The sequence below is a fragment of the Paraburkholderia nemoris genome (assembly GCF_905221015.1).
In the GTDB taxonomy this organism is placed as follows: domain Bacteria; phylum Pseudomonadota; class Gammaproteobacteria; order Burkholderiales; family Burkholderiaceae; genus Paraburkholderia; species Paraburkholderia nemoris.
In genome coordinates, this window is record NZ_CAJNBO010000005.1 from 71,277 (window position 1) to 90,168 (window position 18,892).

Genomic DNA, 18,892 nt, shown 5'->3' on the forward strand with positions numbered 1-18,892 from the left:
ACGCGCGAGGAATGGCGCGCCGATGGCAATCAATGGCCCGCATCGGCGACGCGGGTTTGCACCGCGTCGGCTACGCCGGGTTCGTGTTCGATAGGTGCCGACACGCCAGGCGTGGGCACAGCCGCGCCGGGTGTGGCTTCACGGCTGCGGTGTTTGTCGGCGCTGCGGACGACGGCTTCTGGCTTGGTTTCGGCGGCCTTTGCATCTGCGGGCTTTGCTTCAGCAGCCTTTGCGTCCGCGGGCTTCGCGGCTTCGGATCTGATTTCAGCAGATTTGGCGTCCGGCTTGTCGGCTGGCTTGTCCGCTGCCGCTTTGTCAGCCGACCTGTCAGCTCTCTCAGCGCGCTCCGACTTGTCCTGCCCGCTGTACTCCACGTGCGCGGCGCGAATCACGGCCAGCGGCGCGGACGTCGCAGTCAGGGTCGGCCGTTCGGCTGCAGACTCCGCCGCCGGTGCCGTGCGTGTTTCACCCCGCCCAGCCCCGCGTTCGCTCTTGCGATCCGGGCTGCGCAAATCGAGCGCGGCCTGTACGCCGGTCACGCCGGGCACGACCTCCTGCTCGGCATTCTTCGCGGCACGGGCACCCTTTGAACGCTTTGGCTTGGCGACCACGGCAGGCGCGGCGGCCATGACTTCGTCAAGCGCCTTCTTGGCCGCGGCCTGCTCGGCCGCACGACGACTCGCGCCGGAGCCGGACACCTTGACGTCCAGCTTCGGCACCGTGCATTCGACTTCAAATTGCTGATTGTGCGCTGCACCATGGGTCGCGACGACCGTGTACGTAGGCAACGCGATCTTGTGGCCCTGCAGATATTCCTGCAGCAGCGTCTTGGCGTCCTTGCCGAGCGTGCGCGGGTCGATGTGATCGAGAATCGGCACGTAAAGGCGCTTGATGACCGTCTGGGCGGCATCGAACCCGCCGTCGAGGAACACCGCGCCCAGCACGGCTTCGAGCGTGTCAGCCAGGATCGACGGACGGCGGAAGCCGCCGCTGCGCAGTTCGCCCTCACCGAGACGCAGGCCTTCGGAGATATTCAGGGCCTGAGCGATTTCGTAAAGCGACTGCTGTTTGACCAGATTGGCGCGGACGCGCGACAGGTCGCCTTCGTCCAGTTTGCCGAAACGTTGGAACAAAAGCGCAGCCACCGCGCAATTTAGAACGGAGTCGCCGAGAAACTCGAGCCGTTCGTTGTGCGTGGAGCTATGACTGCGGTGCGTTAAAGCCTGGCGCAACAATTCCGCATTGCGAAATTCGTAGCGCAGACGGCTTTCCAACGGAGATAGGGGCATGGGCAGAGTATAACGCGGGCGCCTGCCCCGGCGAAAACGCGGGACGGCCAGCGGAAAAAGCGTGGTGAAGCGACGTTACCGCAGATTCTTAAAGTAGCGTGATAACACGCCGCGACTGATGTGACCTAAGTGTGGGCCACCCGCGCGGCGTGTTGTGCGATCAAGACATGCGTGCTCAGTGGAATGAGCCGATGCGTTTCAGATCGCTGAAGTTCATCCAGATGAAAAACGCGCGGCCGACGATATTTTTGTCCGGCGCGAAACCCCAATAACGGCTGTCCGCGCTGTTATCGCGGTTGTCGCCCATCATGAAGTAATTGCCAGGCGGCACTTTGCAGATCACGCCACGTGCGTTGTACGTGCAGTTATCGCGATACGGATAATCTTCCGCGCCAACGATGAACGGCGGCACGGCCGGGTTGTTCAGAATCGCGTTCTTGCGGCCGTCGAGATTTTCTTCGAATTGCTTTGCGTAGCCGAGACGCTCTTCGTCGAGGTAGTCAGGCAGCGGCGTTTCCGGCACCGGCTTGCCGTTGATCGTCAGTTGCTTGTCCTGATAAGCAACGGTGTCGCCCGGCAGGCCGATCACGCGCTTGATGTAGTCGACCGATTCGTCTTTCGGGTAGCGGAATACCACCACGTCGCCGCGCTCGAGCGGACGACCTTCGGTGATCTTCGTGTTGGTGATCGGCAGACGGATACCGTAGTCGAATTTATTGACGAGGATGAAGTCGCCCACCAGCAGCGTCGGCACCATCGAACCCGACGGAATCTTGAACGGCTCGACCACGAACGAGCGCACCACGAACACCACCAGAATCACTGGGAAAAAACTCGCCGAATACTCGAGCCACCACGGTTGACGCAGCTTGTCGTCACGCAGACGGGCACGCGTTTGCGCCGCGTTTTCGTCGGCGAAACGCTCGCCAACGCGCGCCTGCTGGCGGTCGAACTCAGCGACCACGGCTTCCGCCGCGCGCCGCCGTTGCGGCATGAAGACCAGTTTGTCTGCGACCCATGCGACGCCCGTCAAAATGACGAGCACAAAAAGAATCAGCGCAAAATTCATAGGGTTCCGTTGTTCGTCTTATTTGTCTTCGACACGCAGAATCGCGAGGAAAGCCTCTTGCGGAATCTCGACGGACCCGACCTGCTTCATTCGCTTCTTGCCTGCCTTTTGTTTCTCGAGCAGTTTCTTCTTACGGGAAATGTCGCCGCCGTAGCATTTTGCCAGCACGTTCTTACGCAAGGCTTTAATGTTCTCGCGCGCAATAATGTTCGAACCGATGGTGGCCTGAATCGCCACGTCGTACATCTGGCGCGGAATCAGTTCACGCATTTTCGCCGCGACTTCACGGCCGCGATACTGGCTTTGCGAACGGTGCACGATCACGGACAAAGCATCCACCTTGTCGCCGTTGATCAGCATGTCGACCTTCACGACGTCGGCCGCGCGATATTCCTTGAACTCGTAATCCATCGACGCGTAGCCGCGCGAGATCGACTTCAGACGATCGAAGAAATCAAGCACGACTTCGCCCATCGGGATTTCGTAGGTCAACTGCACCTGACGGCCGTGGTACTGCATGTTGATCTGGTTGCCGCGCTTTTGCGTACACAGCGTGATCACCGAGCCGACGTAGTCTTGCGGCATGTACAGATTCACGGTGACGATCGGCTCGCGCACTTCTTCGATCTTCGAGGGCTCCGGCATCTTGGCCGGGTTTTCGACCATCAGGATCGTGCCGTCGCGCTGCAGAACTTCGTACACCACGGTCGGCGCCGTGGTGATCAGGTCCATGTCGAACTCGCGCTCGAGACGCTCCTGCACGATCTCCATGTGCAGCAGGCCGAGGAAGCCGCAACGGAAACCGAAGCCGAGCGCCTGCGACACTTCCGGCTCGTACATCAGCGAGGCGTCGTTCAGCTTCAGCTTTTCCAGCGAATCGCGCAGTGCGTCGTACTGGTTCGCTTCGACCGGATAGAGACCGGCGAACACCTGCGGCTTCACTTCCTTGAAGCCCGGCAGCGGTTCGGCAGCAGGACGGTTCAGCAGCGTGACGGTGTCCCCCACCTTCGCAGCGGCCAATTCCTTGATGCCGGCGATGATGAAACCCACCTGCCCCGCGGACAGCGATTCGAGATTCTTCGACTTCGGCGTGAACACGCCGATATGCTCGACCGGATACTGCGCGCCGGTCGCCATCATGCGGATCTTGTCTTTCGGACGCAGCGTGCCGTTGACGATACGCACCAGCATCACGACGCCCACGTAGTTGTCGAACCACGAGTCGATGATCAGCGCCTGCAGCGGTGCTTCCGGATCGCCCTTGGGCGGCGGCACTTTAGCAACCAGCGCTTCGAGCACGTCTTCCACGCCGAGACCGGTCTTCGCGCTGCAACGCGTGGCGTCGGTTGCGTCGATACCGATCACGTCTTCGATTTCTTCGATTGCGTTCTCAGGATTCGCGGCTGGCAGGTCGATCTTGTTGAGCACCGGAATAACGTCGACACCAAGCTCGATCGCCGTGTAGCAGTTGGCGACGGTTTGCGCTTCCACGCCCTGGCTTGCGTCGACAACCAGCAACGCGCCTTCACATGCGGACAGCGAGCGGCTGACTTCGTACGAGAAGTCGACGTGGCCCGGCGTGTCGATCATGTTCAGGTTGTAGATCTGCCCGTCACGGGCTTTGTACGTCAGTGCAGCGGTTTGTGCCTTGATGGTAATACCGCGCTCGCGCTCGAGATCCATCGAGTCGAGCACTTGAGATTCCATCTCGCGGTCGGACAAGCCACCGCAGATCTGGATGATGCGATCAGCGAGCGTCGACTTGCCATGGTCGATGTGCGCAATGATCGAGAAGTTACGAATATGATCCATTCAGTGCCGATCAAGCAAAAAAGGCGCGCTCGGACAATAGCGGAGCACGCCTTGTAAGTAGGTGAAAAACCTATCTATTTTAGCCGAAAAGGCTATCGCCCGGCGCATCTTGCAAGGCTCGGGCGGAAAAGACGGCTCAGGAGAGGCGTGAAACGGGGTGTGAACAGCGCACGTTCGTGCCTGTTGGACCCTTAACTGGATCCCGGATGGGTCACTGCAACGCGTGCAGCAAGCGCGGCACGAACCCGCGCCACGTCAAGGTGATAGTGACACAGTTCGACGCCGTCACAGACCAGAACCGGAACCAGCTCGTTATAACGGGCTTCCAGCAAAGGATCCGTGTCGACGTCGATCACGACGACTTGCGCAGCGAATTCGGCCAGCAACGGCTCGAGCGCGGCGCGCATGTCGTCGCATAAGTGGCACCACGCGCGCCCGTAGAGCGTGAGTGGCGCCATTGACTTCATTTCTGGGCGCTGCGCGGGCGAATCGGCACGAACTGCGTGTTCTCGCCACGACGGACCAGCAACGCAACCATCTTCTGCGAGTCGAGGTGAGCGGTCAGTTCGTCGAACTGCTTCGCGCTCGTGATATCCGTATCGCCCACACGCAGGACGATGTCGCCCTTTTGCAATCCAACGCGCACGGCCGGGCCGTCTACCGCGTCGATCTGCACACCGTTGTGCAGTTTCAGCGCCTTCATCTGATCGGCAGGGATATCGCTAACGGCAAGACCCAACACGTTCGTGGCGCGTTGCTTCGGCACCGGCGGCTTTTTGTCATCCGCCTTGGTGGTCTTGTCCGGCTGCATCTCGGCAATCGTGACCGGCAAATCGCGCGTCTGACCCTTGCGCCAGATCGTAATGGTCGACTTGGTGCCCGGCTTCGTATCGCCGACCATACGCGGCAAGTCCGTTGCGGTGTCGACCGAATGGCCATTGAACTTCTGGATGATGTCGCCCGGCTGCACGCCGGCTTTGTCTGCCGGGCCACCCGGTTCGACGCTGCTGACCAGCGCGCCCTGCGCCTTCGGCAGACCGAGCGAATCGGCAACATCTTTCGTCACTTCACCGATCGCCACCGCGATCCGGCCGCGCACGACCTTGCCCGATGCCTTCAACTGATCGGCCACGCGCATGGCCTCGTCGATCGGAATTGCGAACGAGATGCCCATGAAGCCGCCAGTACGGCTGTAAATCTGCGAATTGATGCCGATCACTTCGCCCTGCATATTGATCAGCGGACCGCCCGAATTACCCGGATTGACGGCCACGTCGGTCTGGATGAACGGCAGGTAATCGCCCGTATCGCGCCCCTTGGCGCTGACGATACCGGCTGTCACCGTGTTCTCGAGACCGAACGGCGAACCGATCGCGACCACCCACTCACCCACTCGCACCTTGTTCGAGTCACCGATCGTGATGGTCGGCAAGTTGGCCGCGCTGATCTTCACGACGGCGACATCGGTCCGATCGTCCACGCCGATCAGTTTGGCCTTGAACTCGCGCTTGTCGGTAAGAGTGACGTAAATGGTGTCCGCGTCGTCCACGACGTGCGCGTTGGTCATCACGTAGCCGTCCGCCGACAGAATGAAGCCTGAGCCGACGCCGCTGTTCTGTTCGGGATCGCTGTTATCCGGCGAGTCCTGGTTGCCGCCGCTGCCGCTGCCACCGTTATCTCCACCGCGTGGCGAACCCGGCGACTGCGGCGACTGCGGCAACGGGATGCCGAAGAAGCGCCGGAAAAACTCCGACATGTCGCCGTCGTCCATGCCTGGCGGCAACCCGCCGCGGGCACCGCTGTTCGACACGCGCGTGGTCGTGCGAATGTTGACGACTGCCGGGCCGACCTTGTCGACGAGGTCAGTAAAGTCGGGCAGATTGGCTGCGGGAGCGGCCGATGCCGTGTGCGGCACGAGCGGCAAACACGCCGCTACCACCGCGGCCGCGAGGAATTTGCGCACCGAGAAAGTCGTCATATCGTAGCAAGCCGAGGGATTCGTGTGATTCGGAGGATTACTTCGGAGCTTTATATTCTATGGCAGACGCAAATTGCTGCAATGTGGTCTGGGGCACTTCACCAAGCAGAGTAATCCAGAAGTCGCCGCGCCGCTTGACCAGCACGTGCGTGGCGCCGCTACTGCCTGCGCCTTCCTTGCGAGTATTGTTCTCGACCGGCTCGACGAATACCGAAATGGCCGCGAGGCCATCGGAGAATACAGCCTGATCAACCGGAATGGTGGGCTGGCCCGCGTCACGCGCGGCCATGGGACGGCGAAGCTCGCGAATCTTGCGGAAGCCCGGTACCGTCGGTGTGATCTGCCAGCCTTGCGCAGCCATATCGACCGGTTCGACCGGCGGACGCACTACCGTCCAACCCGTTGTATTACGAATGCCGTTGACGATGGCGGTCTTGTCGACCGGCACGCCGATGCGAATCTGCGAAAACGACAACTGCTCGAGCACCTGACCATTCGGGTCTAGCGTTTGGGCACGCAGAAGCAGGCCCGTCTTCTTGTCGGCCCAGAGCTTGTAAGCAAAGCGGTAGGCGTCTTTCGGATCGAGCTCGATCACCTGGCTGTCGATCCCCGCAACGCGGTCGTCGCCGAGCAGCTTCGGCTCGTAGACGGACAGCACCTGCTCGCCGCTTACAGCGAGCAGAGCAGGAAACGAATCCTTGTTCTGGCGCTTCTCGACCACGCACAGATGCCGCTCAGGCACGAACGTATAGAGATCTTCGTTGTGACGAAGCATTTTGCGCGGCTTGCCGTCGAGGCTTTCGAGTTGCTCGAATTCGCCGTCAGTACGGGTCGCGTAGTGCGCGATCCGCGACGTCTGAACGAAATTGCCCCGCTGATAGACGAACGCGCCCTCGTAGTTCTGCTGCTGGGCGGCCTGATGGATGCGATCGAGCAGCTCCGCGGCTGTGCGACGGGCGACGAGCGGATCGTCGGTTTGTGCAAAGACCCGCGGCGTGGCGGACAACAATACGGCTGCGCAGAACAGAAATGCCGGCAGCCGCCCCCAGATAGTCGTTTTATTCAACCGCGGAGTCTGCATCAAACTATTGGCCTTGCGTAGAAACGGCGGCAGCGCGAATCAGCGGCATCGAGCCCGGCATGACCGGTTGTTGCGCGAATTGCTGGTGAGCTTCCAGATACTGATCGAGACTGGCGTCACGAATGATGTTGGCGTCTTGCGCAACCGGCTGAAGCGTAGCGGCCGGCACCGATGCCATGGCCACGCGTTGCAGCGAATCGCCATGCGACTGGATCGACGCGACTTGCGCCACACCCGGGCCGCCCGGCACGCCTTGCAATTGCGGCACGACGATCCACGTCAGCGTGGCAGCAGCAGCGGCAACAGCAAACGCCGGCACAACGCGGCGACGCAGCGCCAGCAAACGACGCGCGACCGGCATTACGGCAGGCGCGAGCACGTGCGGCTCATTGTCGAAACGTGCGGCAAAACCGCTCAGGAACGCGCTGCTCGCCGCCGGGCTGACCGCCAGATCGTCGGAACGCAACGCGTCGCCGATCAGGTGATAGCACGACCAGGCGGCACGATCTTCGCCGTCCAGTTCGGAAACAAACGTGTTCAGATGCTCTTCGCCGAACAGCTCACCGTCGACAAAAGCGGACAGACGCTCGCCGCGCGAGCTGGCTTGCGATTGCATCGAGACCGACCCCATGATGCTCCCCATCTTACAAATACCCCGTAGTGACACCACTAATCCAGATATTGCACCCGCGCCCCGTCCGGCGGGCCGGTGTTTACCAGCGCTTGCCTTCAGGTGTGTCAAGCAACGGACGCAATTTTGCCGCAATGGCTTCGCGAGCGCGGAAAATTCGTGATCTGACTGTGCCAATTGGGCAACCCATCATCTCAGCGATTTCCTCGTAACTCAAACCTTCAATTTCACGAAGAGTAATGGCGGTGCGCAACTCTTCCGGTAAAACCGCCATCGCAGCATTGACCGTCTCAGCGATCTGCTTGCTCATCAACATCGACTCAGGCGTGTTGATATCCCTTAGTTGGTCGGCGTCCGAGAAAGTTTCAGCTTCTTCAGCATCTGCTTCGGTCGAAGTCGGTGCGCGCCGCCCTTGGGTCGCAAGGTAGTTCTTGGCCGTATTGACCGCAATCCGGTACAACCACGTATAAAAGGCCGATTCGCCGCGAAACTGCGGCAACGCCCGGTACGCCTTGATAAAGGCGTCCTGCGCGACGTCTTCCACTTCGGCCGGGTCCCGCACGAGACGGGAGATCAGCCGGAGAATCTTGCGGTGGTATTTGGAGACCAGAAGCTCGAACGCGGCCTTGTCGCCCTTCTGGACGCGCTCGACCAGCACCTGATCAATTTCTTTTTCGCTCACCTGATAAATCCGTTAACTATGGGGCGCATGGCGGGGGACCATTGTAGCGTCCCCATCATCGCGGCACGTTACTCCGGTAACAGCGGTTACAGTCGTTACAGTCAGGCGCTGGCGCCACGCCGACCCAGCACCGCCAGCTCCCGGAAAACGGCCGCAGGAAGCGCGTCAGCAGCAAGAAGCAGCGTGCGGGAGCGCCCATGATCCGGCGCCAGCGCCAGAACGAGCAGGCGACCGCTCCATTGCGAACAGCCGGCAATGCGGCCCTGCGCCAGCAAATTACCGGCCCGGTTCCAGGCGGACACTCCGTCCGGGCCGATTTTCAATGCAGCCGGCTGCGCATGCTCATGCTTTACCGCACAGAGCGTCAGCAGCGCCCACACGGCAAGCGTCAACGGAACCGCCTGCCAGGTGCCCAGATGCGGCGCGAAGCAGGTGTAGGCAGCGCCAGTCGCCATCAGGACGAACACACCCAAAGCGGCGCGCATGGCGACGGAGCGCCGCAACGTAATCCGCTGCGGCGCTCCGTCGGGCGTTGCCGATTCGAGGGAAACCGCCGGGCAAGCCGGCGTTTTCGACTGGCGTGTCAGCAAGCGATCAGGCGCGCTTAAAGACCAGCGTGCCGTTCGTGCCGCCGAACCCGAACGAGTTCTTCAGCGCGACGTCAATCTTCATCTCACGCGCAGTGTTGGCGCAGTAATCGAGATCGCAGGCCGGATCTTGATTGAAGATGTTGATCGTCGGCGGCGACACCTGATGATGCACGGCGAGCACGGTGAACACGGACTCCAGACCGCCGGCGCCGCCCAACAGGTGACCTGTCATCGACTTGGTCGAATTCACGACCATGTCTTTGGCGTGGTCGCCGAAAGCGCGCTTGATGCCGGTGGTTTCAGCCAGGTCGCCCAGCGGCGTGGACGTGCCGTGCGCGTTCAGGTAATTCACCTGGTCCGAATTGATGCCCGCGTTCTTCAAGGCGGCCAGCATGCAGCGCCGTGCGCCGTCGCCATTTTCCAGCGGAGCGGTCATGTGATAGGCGTCGCCGCTCATCCCGTAGCCGCTAATTTCGGCGTAAATCTTCGCGCCGCGTGCCTTCGCATGTTCGTACTCTTCGAGCACCATCACGCCGGCGCCCTCGCCCAGCACGAAACCGTCGCGATCCTTGTCCCACGGACGGCTCGCCGTTGCCGGATCGTCATTGCGTTGCGACAGCGCACGCGCCGCCGCAAAGCCGCCGACGCCGAGCGGCGACACGGTCGATTCGGCACCGCCTGCGATCATCACGTCGGCGTCGCCGTATTCGATCAGGCGCGAGGCCTCGCCGATACAGTGCAGGCCCGTCGTACACGCGGTAACGATGGCGAGATTCGGACCCTTGATGCCGAACTTGATCGACAGGTGGCCGGAGATCATGTTGATGATCGATGCCGGCACGAAGAACGGCGAAATACGGCGCGGGCCGCGATTGAGCAGCTCGGTTTGCGTCGCTTCGATCATCGGCAGGCCGCCGATGCCCGAACCGACCACCACGCCGATGCGCTCCGAATTCTCGTCGGTGACTTCGAGGCCGCTGTCCTGCATCGCCTGGATGCCGGCCGCGACGCCGTAATGGATGAACGTATCCATGTGGCGCGCTTCCTTACCGGGGATGTAGTCCTCGATATTGAAGCCCTTCACCTCGCCGGCGAAACGAGTCGAAAAGTTCGACGCATCGAACTTCGTGATATTGGCAATACCCGACTTGCCGGCGACCAGATTGGCCCAGCCGTCGGCAACATTATTGCCAACAGGCGAAATCAGCCCCAGGCCTGTAACAACAACACGACGGCGGCTCACGGTAACCCCTTTTTCATAGATGACAAAAGCACAAAAGCCACAGCGGCCACAGGAACCTGCCCTGTGTGCCCTGTGGCTGTTAGCCGCCCCCTACCCCCGGCGCTTCGCACCAGGTCCCCCCGAGAGGGGCAAGAAAACTTGGGGCGGCCCGGCGTTTTCTTGAAAGTCGGCAATCGCGCGAAAAGTTGCGCTGTCAACATCGCTGGCTCCTGCACGGCAAAAAGCGCCAGCCCTGCTGGCGTCGGAACCCGACACGGCAGGGCGTCATACGCCGCCAACGCAGAAACGCAGGCGTGAATGACTTTAGGCCTTGACGTTCGCGCGAGCGTAGTCGATCGCTTGCTGAACGGTAGTGATCTTCTCGGCTTCTTCATCCGGAATTTCCATGCCGAATTCGTCTTCGAGGGCCATCACGAGTTCAACGGTGTCGAGCGAGTCGGCGCCGAGGTCGTTCACGAACGAAGCTTCGTTCTTGATCTCAGCTTCTGCAACGCCCAGTTGTTCTGCGACGATCTTCTTGACGCGCTGTTCGATATTGTCCATTACCCCTCCAAGGGAAAAGAAGTTCAAAAATACAGGTGCGCGCATTTTATCAGGTTTGACCCGGCAAAAAAGCGGCGCATCGGGTTCCTGTCAAGGCATGCGCCTTACGCTTTTGCAAACGCGTCAAGGCGCGGATAGTAACCGAATTTGGTTACGACATGTACATTCCGCCGTTCACATGCAATGTCGTGCCGGTGATATAGCCCGCTTGCGGCGACGCGAGGAACGCCACAGCGTGCGCGATATCGTCCGGGCTGCCGAGGCGGCCGAGCGGAATCTGCGTCTTCAGTGCGGTTTGCTGCTCTTCCGGCAGGGTCTTGGTCATGTCGGTGTCGATGAAGCCCGGCGCCACGCAATTCACCGTGATGCCGCGGCTGCCGATCTCGCGTGCCAGCGCACGCGTCATGCCTGCTACGCCCGCTTTTGCAGCTGCATAGTTGACCTGCCCCGGGTTGCCGGCCGAGCCCACCACCGACGTGATGTTGATGATGCGGCCGCCCTTGGCCTTCATCATCGGACGCAGCACTGCGCGCGACAGGCGGAAGACCGACTTGAGATTGGTGTCGATCACCGCGTCCCAGTCGTCGTCCTTCATGCGCATGGCGAGCTGATCCTGCGTGATGCCGGCGTTGTTCACCAGCACGTGCAGCGCGCCGAATTCCTTCACGGTGCCGTCAATCAGCGCTTCGGCTGCTGCGGCGTCGTTCACGTTGAGCACCGCGCCACGGCCATTCACGCCAGCCGCGTTAAAGGCTTCGCTGATCGCTGCCGCACCGCTTTCGCTGGTTGCCGTGCCGATCACCGTCGCGCCCTGGCGCGCCAGTTCCAGCGCGATCGCACGGCCGATGCCGCGCGATGCGCCCGTCACGATTGCGATTTGCTTGTCGAGAGTCTTTTCCATCTGTCAGTCCGGATGCCCTTTCGGAGGGCTGATTGATTCTTGATGTCAGGCCTGGTGCCCTGCTGGCGCCCCAGGAGGCTGCGTTTAGCCCGCCGTCACCAGCTTGAGCGTTTCTTCGAGCGAAGCCGGATCGAACACCGAAGCGCCGATCAGATTGCCGTCGATACGCTTCGTCAAGCCCGCGAGGACTTTGCCGGGACCGCATTCGATCACATGCGTGACGCCTTGCGCCGCCATTGCCTGCACGCTTTCGACCCAACGCACCGGACCGGCTGCCTGACGCACCAGCGCGTCCTTGATCTTCGCCGGCTCGTTGACCACGGCGACGTCGACGTTGTTGATCACCGGAATCGACGGCACCTGCACGTCGACGCTGGCGAGATATTCGCGCAATTGATCCGACGCGGGCTTCAACAGCGACGAGTGGAACGGCGCCGACACCGGCAGCGGCAACGCGCGCTTGGCGCCCTTCGCCTTCGCGACTTCGCAAGCCTTTTCGACTGCAGCCTTGTGACCGGCAATGACGACTTGCGCCGGCGCGTTGAAATTCACCGCTTCGACGACACCCGCGATCGATGCTTCGGCGCAAACCGCTCGGACCGTGTCGTCATCGAGCCCGAGAATCGCGGCCATGCCGCCAACGCCGACCGGCACAGCCGTTTGCATGGCTTGGGCGCGAAAACGCACGAGCGGCACAGCATCGCGAAACGCGATCGCGCCCGCCGCGACCAGCGCGGTGTATTCGCCGAGGCTATGACCGGCGACGATAGCCGGCTTCGGGCCACCCGCCTGCTGCCACGCGCGATAAATCGCGTATGCGGCGGTCAGCATGACCGGTTGGGTATTGGTGGTGAGGTTCAGATCTTCGGCTGGGCCTTCGGCGATCAGCTTGCCGAGGTCCTGATTGAGCGCGTCGGACGCTTCCTGAACCGTCTCACGCACGACCGCATGATCGGCGAATGCGTTAAGCATGCCAACCGACTGCGAACCTTGCCCAGGAAAAACGAACGCAAATTTCATATCGTCCCCAAAATCGATGTTGTCAGATGTGGGTGGCGCGCCCGGTTGATGGCAAGCGCGCTCAAGCGAAGCCGAGCGCCGCAAAGAGCGCTCGCCATAACGTCGCCGCTATCAGTAGCGGATAACCGACGCGCCCCAGGTGAAGCCGCCGCCGACGCCTTCGATCAGCACGTTCTGGCCGCGCTTGATGCGGCCGTCGCGCACCGCGACGTCGAATGCGAGCGGAATGGACGCAGCCGACGTGTTGCCGTGCTCGCCCACCGTGACGACCATGCGTTCCTGCGGCAAGCCGAGCTTGCGGCAGGTGCTTTGCATGATGCGGATATTGGCCTGATGCGGAATCAGCCAGTCGATCTGCTCGGCCGACAGATTCGCTTTTGCAAGCGCCTCGACCGCGACCTTTTCGAGCACATTGACCGCAAGCTTGAACACGGCTTGCCCGTCCATATGCAGGAACGCGCTGCCTTCGATCACGCCGCCGTTCACATTGCCCGGCGTGCAGAGAATGTTCGAATGGCTGCCGTCGGCGTGCAAAGCGCTCGCCAGCACGCCCGGCTCTTCGGACGCCTGCAGGATCACCGCGCCGGCGCCGTCGCCGAACAGCACGCAGGTGGTGCGGTCCTTGAAATCAAGAATGCGCGAGAAGGTTTCCGCGCCGATCACGAGCGCCGTACGATGCTGGCCGCTACGAATGAAGCTGTCCGCCGTGGCCACCGCATAAGCGAAGCCCGAGCAGACAGCCTGCACGTCGAATGCCGCGCCGTGGTTCTTGATGCCGAGTTTGTTCTGCAACAGGCACGCCGTGCTCGGAAACACAAAGTCAGGCGTGGAGGTTGCAACGATGATCAGATCGATGGATTGCGGATCGATATCCGCTGCTTCGATCGCGCGTTGCGCGGCGATCAGCGCCAGATCGCTCGTGGTGACATCGGGTTCGGCGAAGTGACGTGCATGGATGCCCGTGCGGGCAACGATCCATTCGTCGCTCGTCTCCACACCCTGCTTGGCGAGACGTTCGGCCAGATCCTGATTGGTGACGCGCCCGGGCGGCAGGTAGCTGCCGGTGCCCAGCACGCGGGAATAAATTGTCGATTGAGCCATTATGCCTTCGAGGATTGCGCAGCGTAGGGCTCGGCTGGCTGGCCTGCGATCGGGCTTGCGTGACCCGCACCGCTTGCATCGCGCGCTGCCTGTTCGAGAGAACCTGCATTCTCTTCCATTGCTCGCGCAAGGCGTTCCAGCACGCCGTTTTTGACGGCATCATACCCGCGTTTGATAGCCCACTCAAACGCGTAGGCATCCGCCGAACCGTGGCTTTTGATCACCAGCCCACGCAGGCCCAGCAACGCGGCGCCGTTGTATTGCCGATGATCGACGCGTTTCTTGAAGCGCATCAATACCGGCAAGGCGAGCACCGCCATCACCTTGGTGAGCCACGAGCGGCCGAACTCTTCCTTGATGATGTTGGAGAGCATCTGCGCGAGGCCTTCCGACGTTTTCAGCGCGACATTGCCGACAAAACCGTCGCAGACGATCACGTCGACCGTGCCCTTGAAGATGTCGTTGCCTTCAACGTTACCGTGAAAGTTAAGTGTACTCGCGCGCAGCAGTTCGCCGGCACGTTTGATGGTCTCGTTGCCCTTGATGACTTCTTCGCCGATGTTGAGCAGGCCGATGGTGGGCCGCTCCTTGCCCTCGAGCGCGGACACGAGCGCGTGCCCCATCTCCGCGAACTGCAGCAGATGCTGCGGCTCACAATCGACGTTGGCGCCCAGGTCGAGCATCATCGTGTAGCCATTGGGATTGGGCAGTGCGGACGCAATGGCCGGGCGTTCGATGCCCGACAGCGTTTTCAGCACATAGCGCGAGACCGCCATCAGCGCGCCGGTATTCCCGGCGGAAATGCAGGCTTGCGCCTCGCCTTCCTTGACGCGATTGAGCGCCACACGCATGGATGAGTCTTTTTTCTTGCGCAGCGCGACTTCGACCGGATCGTCCATGGCGACAATCTCGGAAGCAGGTACGACGGTCAGCGCCGGCAGGTCTTGAGCCTTCAACTTCTTCAGCTGCGCACGAATCGCACTTTCAATGCCGACGAGCAGCAACTCAGCATCGGGATGCGAACGAACGAAGTTGACGGCTGCGGGAACGGTCACGGACGGGCCGTGGTCGCCTCCCATGCAATCTATCGTGAGCTTTACTGTCATGGAGTGCGACGAATTTCAGGCGCCCTGCATGGGACCACAGTAAGCGCTAACGCGCCAACTGCGATCGACACAAAAAAGCGGCAGATGAATGCCGCCTTTTTGCCGAGCCGGGAAAATGTCAAGCGAGCCGATCGCCACGCGAAACGCCAAGGGGCGCAACGCAGTGAAACGATTAGTCGTTCTTCGTCTTGACGACTTTCTTGCCGCGATAGTAGCCGTTCGGGCTAACGTGGTGACGCAGATGCACTTCGCCCGTGCTCGGTTCCACGGCCAGCGGCGCTGCCGTCAGGAAATCGTGCGAACGGTGCATGCCGCGCTTCGACGGCGACTTCTTATTTTGTTGAACTGCCATGACTAACTCCTAAAAATTTTCCGAATTCTAACACAGCCCGACCCGGTGTCCGCCATTGACCGAATGGCCAATGCGCCCGCTTCGCGCTCCCATGCAACTGTTCAGTGCTTCTTGTCGCCCGGCTCACCGCGTTTGAGACTTTCGAGCGCCGCAAACGGATTGGGCCGCTCGGGCTCACCACCCTCACCAGCTTCGTCCGGCGCAGCCTCGTCGCCCTCGCCTTCTGCTCCAGCCACACCAGAGACGAGGCTCTCGTGCACTTCGGGACACACCTCGTGCTTGGGCACGAGCGGCAAGGAAAGCAGCAACTCTTCTTCGATCAAGTCGATGAGATCGAACTGGCGCGAGCCCACGATCACTTCGACTTCATCCTCGTCGAGCGGAAACTCTTCGGCTTCCGCCTCAGTGTTGACGATCCGGTAAGTTGCATCGACATTGAACGTCTGCAGATACGGTGTCATGCACCGCTGACATTCGAGCCATGCAGCACCGTGAATCGCCAGCCTCAGATAAGGCTGCGGCCCCTCGGTGCCGTCGTCCTGCAATTCCGGCTGCGTCGCCCCTTCGGCTTGCCAGGTGAACGCGGTATCGCGGTCTGGCGCTTCAACCGGGACTTCGTTTAACATGCGCGGCAGTTGCGAGACGCGCACGACACCCGCGGCCTGACGCCCACTCCGCGCAAATTCGAACAGATCGATATCGTGCGGGTCGGACAGACCAGCAGGGTTGCCAGGATGTTGAGTCATGTGCGCTCCTGCGTCGGCAAGGATTTCGCCGGGGGTAAATCGGTTTGCAAAGCAGTCCGCGAAACTCATGCGCTGCCCGGCGTTGCTCAGTCGGTATTGCTCAATGACCCAAGCGCGTTACCTAAGCAGCGGCCCGCCTGTGCAATAGCATACCGATGAAAAGCCCGAAATCATATCCGTTTTGTCTTTTCGAGTCAAACACTTAAGCCCGTACACGTGCGCCACCCGCACAGCCCCGTACGACCCGCCTCTCTAGCCGTTGGTTGCACATGCCAGATTCCCTCAACCGCCCGCCACGCCTGATCCTGGCGTCGAGTTCACCTTACCGTCGCGAGCTGCTCGAGCGCCTGCGTATTCCGTTCGAAGTCGTCGTGCCGGCGATCGACGAAATGCCACTCGCCGGCGAAACGCCCGAAGTGACGGCCCTGCGCCTCGCCGAGGCAAAAGCCCGCGCGGTGGCAGCGAGGCTCGGCGCCGGTGAAGCCTCGCTCGTCATCGGCTCGGATCAGGTTGCCACTTACGACGGTCTGCAGATCGGCAAACCCGGCACGCATGACAAGGCGCTCGCCCAGTTGCAGGCAATGCGCGGCCGCGAAGTGCTGTTCCATAGTGCACTGTGCCTGTTCGACAGCCGTTCGGGGGCGGCGCAAACCGCCGACATCATCACTCGCGTGCAATTCCGCGACCTCCCGGACGCCGCGCTGGAGGCCTATCTGCTTGCCGAAACGCCCTACGACGTCGCGGGCAGCGCCAAATCCGAAGGCCTCGGCATCGCGCTGCTCGAAGCCATTCACTCGGACGACCCGACCGCGCTGGTCGGGCTGCCGCTGATCGCACTGTCGCGCATGCTGCTCGCAGTGAACTATCCAGTCCTGGGGGCGTAATGAGCGGCACCTTATATCTGATCCCGAACACGCTCGGCGAAGGCGATGCCGACGCGCTCGACGCCGTCCTGCCCGCGCCGGTGCGCGCCCGCGCGGCCTCGCTCAGCTATTACATTGGCGAAAACGCGAAAACCACCCGCGCGTTCCTGAAGAAGGTCGGCACCGAAAAGCCGATCCAGGAAATCGAGATTCGCGAACTGAACGTCAACACGCCGGCCGGTGAGATCGACAAATTGCTCGCGCCTTTGCTGGCGGGGACGGATGCGGGTCTCGTGTCCGAAGCCGGCTGCCCGGCGGTCGCCGATCCAGGCGCCCTGCTGGTGCGCCGCGCGCATGAGCGCGGCGTGAAGGTCGTGCCGTTTGTCGGACCGAGTTCGATTCTGCTGGCGTTGATGGCTTCCGGCCTGAATGGCCAGAGTTTTGCGTTCCACGGCTATCTGCCGGTCGACGCCACCGAACGGGCCAAGCGCCTGCGCGATCTTGAACAGCAGTCGCGCAAAGCCAAACAAACGCAGATCTTTATCGAGACGCCCTATCGGAATAAGCCGCTGCTCGACACCTTGCTGGCAACGTGCGCGCCGTCCACGCTGGTCTGCGTCGCCGTCGATCTGACGCTGGAAACGGAAACCATCGCCAGCCGCACTGTGGCCGACTGGAAAAAGAGGCCGGCGATCGATCTCCACAAGCGGCCGGCAATTTTCCTGATCCTCGCCGTCTGACCGCTGCTGCCGCGGCTCAAGCCGATCAGCTTGCCAAAGATCGGTCGCGGTCTAACTAACGGCGAAAACAAAAAAGCCCCGCGCGATCAGCACTCCATCGCACGGGGCTTTTTCCATATCGAATTACCGCAAGCTCATCTTCCCGCCAAGCGCCATCGCGTGAACGGCGCCGCTGCCGACTGCCGCGCCGAACTTGCGCGCCACGCGGTCCGTAATGCTCTCTTTGACCGTGTAGTCGACGATATCCGGCGCCTTGAAAAGGTCGCGCGCAACGTAATCCGCGTCGCCGAAACCGTCTGCAAGCCCCAGCTCGACGCTCTTCTGCCCCGTCCAGAAGAGGCCTGAGAACATATCCGGCGTTTCATGCAGGCGCTTGCCGCGACCTTCACGCACGGCGTCGATGAACTGCGCATGAATCTGATCGAGCATGTCCTGCGCATGTTCGTCCATCTTCGGCGTTTCCGGCGAGAACGGATCGAAAAAGCCCTTGTTCTCACCGGAAGTATGCAGGCGGCGCTGGATCCCCAGCTTGTCCATCAAGCCAGTAAAACCGAAGCTGTCCATCAGCACGCCAATCGAACCAACGATGCTCGCCTTGTCGACGTAAATCTTGTCCGCAGCCGCGGCCGCGTAATAGCCGCCCGACGCGCACATATCGCCAACCACCACATACAGGGGGATGGACGGATACTTGGCGCGCAGCCGGCGAATCTCGTTGTAGATAATGCCCGCCTGCACCGGACTGCCGCCCGGGCTGTTACAGCGCAGGATCACGCCTGCCGTACCCGCATCGTCGAACGCACTTTCCAGCGCGGTGTTGATATCTTCCGCGTTCGCGTTCGTATCAGCGGAGATTTCGCCGTCAAGCGTGATCATGGCCGTATGCCGGCCAGTGGTCGTTACCTTGTCGCCCGAGAAATCGAACGCGCCCCATACCGCCAGCAGCAGGACGATCAGGAACACAAACCGGAAGAAGATCTTCCAGCGGCGTGCCGCGCGTTGCTCGGTGATGGCCGCAAGCGCGATGCGCTCGAGCGCGGCGCGCTCCCAGCCCGGCTCATCGGCAGGCGTGCGGGGGCGGCCTGTCAGGGACGGTTCTTTCGGTTCGGGAGTCAAATTGTCGGACATGCGGTGCAGTGGAAAGA

General features: G+C 61.5%; 20 protein-coding genes. 2 read left to right on the top strand and 18 right to left on the bottom strand.

Features of this window, described 5'->3' with window-relative positions:
• Positions 1-29 precede the first annotated feature (29 nt).
• The 17 genes from rnc to KHO33_RS09195 all read right to left on the bottom strand — a co-directional run bounded on the left by rnc (position 30) and on the right by KHO33_RS09195 (position 16,144).
• On the bottom strand, positions 30-1,289 hold the full coding sequence (gene rnc, locus KHO33_RS09115; protein ID WP_128576400.1) for a ribonuclease III: 1,260 nt from the start codon (positions 1,287-1,289) through the stop codon (positions 30-32).
• Between the two features lie 175 nt (positions 1,290-1,464).
• Complete coding sequence (lepB, locus tag KHO33_RS09120) at positions 1,465-2,358, bottom strand: signal peptidase I (protein ID WP_054036224.1); 894 nt, start codon at positions 2,356-2,358, stop codon at positions 1,465-1,467.
• An 18-nt stretch (positions 2,359-2,376) separates the two neighbouring features.
• A complete protein-coding gene (gene lepA / locus KHO33_RS09125) occupies positions 2,377-4,170 on the bottom strand; it encodes a translation elongation factor 4 (protein WP_093640463.1) in 1,794 nt (597 codons plus the stop codon).
• A 191-nt stretch (positions 4,171-4,361) separates the two neighbouring features.
• Positions 4,362-4,637 carry a glutaredoxin family protein gene (locus KHO33_RS09130; RefSeq protein ID WP_054036220.1) on the bottom strand — a complete coding sequence of 92 codons (276 nt, stop codon included), beginning with the start codon at positions 4,635-4,637 and terminating at the stop codon, positions 4,362-4,364.
• Positions 4,634-6,148: a DegQ family serine endoprotease gene (locus KHO33_RS09135; RefSeq protein ID WP_054036218.1), complete on the bottom strand. Its 1,515-nt coding sequence runs from the start codon at positions 6,146-6,148 to the stop codon at positions 4,634-4,636. The genes KHO33_RS09130 and KHO33_RS09135 overlap by 4 nt, the downstream gene beginning before the upstream one ends.
• A gap of 37 nt (positions 6,149-6,185) precedes the next feature.
• Positions 6,186-7,229, bottom strand: a complete 1,044-nt coding sequence (locus tag KHO33_RS09140) for a MucB/RseB C-terminal domain-containing protein (protein WP_054036337.1) — start codon at positions 7,227-7,229, stop codon at positions 6,186-6,188.
• A gap of 4 nt (positions 7,230-7,233) precedes the next feature.
• Positions 7,234-7,860, bottom strand: coding sequence for a sigma-E factor negative regulatory protein (locus tag KHO33_RS09145; RefSeq protein ID WP_200564618.1), 627 nt, complete (start codon positions 7,858-7,860; stop codon positions 7,234-7,236).
• Positions 7,861-7,942: 82 nt separating this feature from the next.
• Positions 7,943-8,542: an RNA polymerase sigma factor RpoE gene (gene rpoE / locus KHO33_RS09150; RefSeq protein ID WP_006051939.1), complete on the bottom strand. Its 600-nt coding sequence runs from the start codon at positions 8,540-8,542 to the stop codon at positions 7,943-7,945.
• 101 nt (positions 8,543-8,643) lie between these two features.
• A complete protein-coding gene (locus KHO33_RS09155) occupies positions 8,644-9,027 on the bottom strand; it encodes a protein YgfX (protein WP_054036214.1) in 384 nt (127 codons plus the stop codon).
• A gap of 109 nt (positions 9,028-9,136) precedes the next feature.
• Positions 9,137-10,375, bottom strand: coding sequence for a beta-ketoacyl-ACP synthase II (gene fabF / locus KHO33_RS09160; protein ID WP_054036211.1), 1,239 nt, complete (start codon positions 10,373-10,375; stop codon positions 9,137-9,139).
• A 303-nt stretch (positions 10,376-10,678) separates the two neighbouring features.
• Positions 10,679-10,918: an acyl carrier protein gene (gene acpP / locus KHO33_RS09165; protein ID WP_004197638.1), complete on the bottom strand. Its 240-nt coding sequence runs from the start codon at positions 10,916-10,918 to the stop codon at positions 10,679-10,681.
• A 151-nt stretch (positions 10,919-11,069) separates the two neighbouring features.
• Positions 11,070-11,819: a 3-oxoacyl-ACP reductase FabG gene (fabG, locus tag KHO33_RS09170; RefSeq protein WP_054036210.1), complete on the bottom strand. Its 750-nt coding sequence runs from the start codon at positions 11,817-11,819 to the stop codon at positions 11,070-11,072.
• Positions 11,820-11,903: 84 nt separating this feature from the next.
• Complete coding sequence (fabD, locus tag KHO33_RS09175; RefSeq protein ID WP_054036208.1) at positions 11,904-12,839, bottom strand: ACP S-malonyltransferase; 936 nt, start codon at positions 12,837-12,839, stop codon at positions 11,904-11,906.
• Between the two features lie 111 nt (positions 12,840-12,950).
• On the bottom strand, positions 12,951-13,940 hold the full coding sequence (locus KHO33_RS09180; RefSeq protein ID WP_054036206.1) for a beta-ketoacyl-ACP synthase III: 990 nt from the start codon (positions 13,938-13,940) through the stop codon (positions 12,951-12,953).
• Positions 13,940-15,046, bottom strand: coding sequence for a phosphate acyltransferase PlsX (gene plsX / locus KHO33_RS09185; RefSeq protein ID WP_054036204.1), 1,107 nt, complete (start codon positions 15,044-15,046; stop codon positions 13,940-13,942). The genes KHO33_RS09180 and plsX overlap by 1 nt, the downstream gene beginning before the upstream one ends.
• A gap of 172 nt (positions 15,047-15,218) precedes the next feature.
• Positions 15,219-15,398 carry a 50S ribosomal protein L32 gene (rpmF, locus tag KHO33_RS09190; protein WP_006051932.1) on the bottom strand — a complete coding sequence of 60 codons (180 nt, stop codon included), beginning with the start codon at positions 15,396-15,398 and terminating at the stop codon, positions 15,219-15,221.
• Between the two features lie 101 nt (positions 15,399-15,499).
• Positions 15,500-16,144, bottom strand: a complete 645-nt coding sequence (locus KHO33_RS09195) for a DUF177 domain-containing protein (RefSeq protein WP_054036336.1) — start codon at positions 16,142-16,144, stop codon at positions 15,500-15,502.
• Between the two features lie 269 nt (positions 16,145-16,413).
• Here KHO33_RS09195 and KHO33_RS09200 point away from each other — a divergent pair, with 269 nt between their 5' ends.
• A complete protein-coding gene (locus tag KHO33_RS09200) occupies positions 16,414-17,028 on the top strand; it encodes a Maf-like protein (protein ID WP_200564619.1) in 615 nt (204 codons plus the stop codon).
• On the top strand, positions 17,028-17,747 hold the full coding sequence (locus KHO33_RS09205; RefSeq protein WP_054036200.1) for an SAM-dependent methyltransferase: 720 nt from the start codon (positions 17,028-17,030) through the stop codon (positions 17,745-17,747). Before KHO33_RS09200 ends, KHO33_RS09205 begins: the two co-directional genes overlap by 1 nt.
• Before the next feature lie 123 nt (positions 17,748-17,870).
• Here KHO33_RS09205 and KHO33_RS09210 read toward each other — a convergent pair whose 3' ends face one another.
• Positions 17,871-18,875, bottom strand: a complete 1,005-nt coding sequence (locus tag KHO33_RS09210) for a S49 family peptidase (protein ID WP_200564620.1) — start codon at positions 18,873-18,875, stop codon at positions 17,871-17,873.
• Positions 18,876-18,892: the final 17 nt, after the last annotated feature.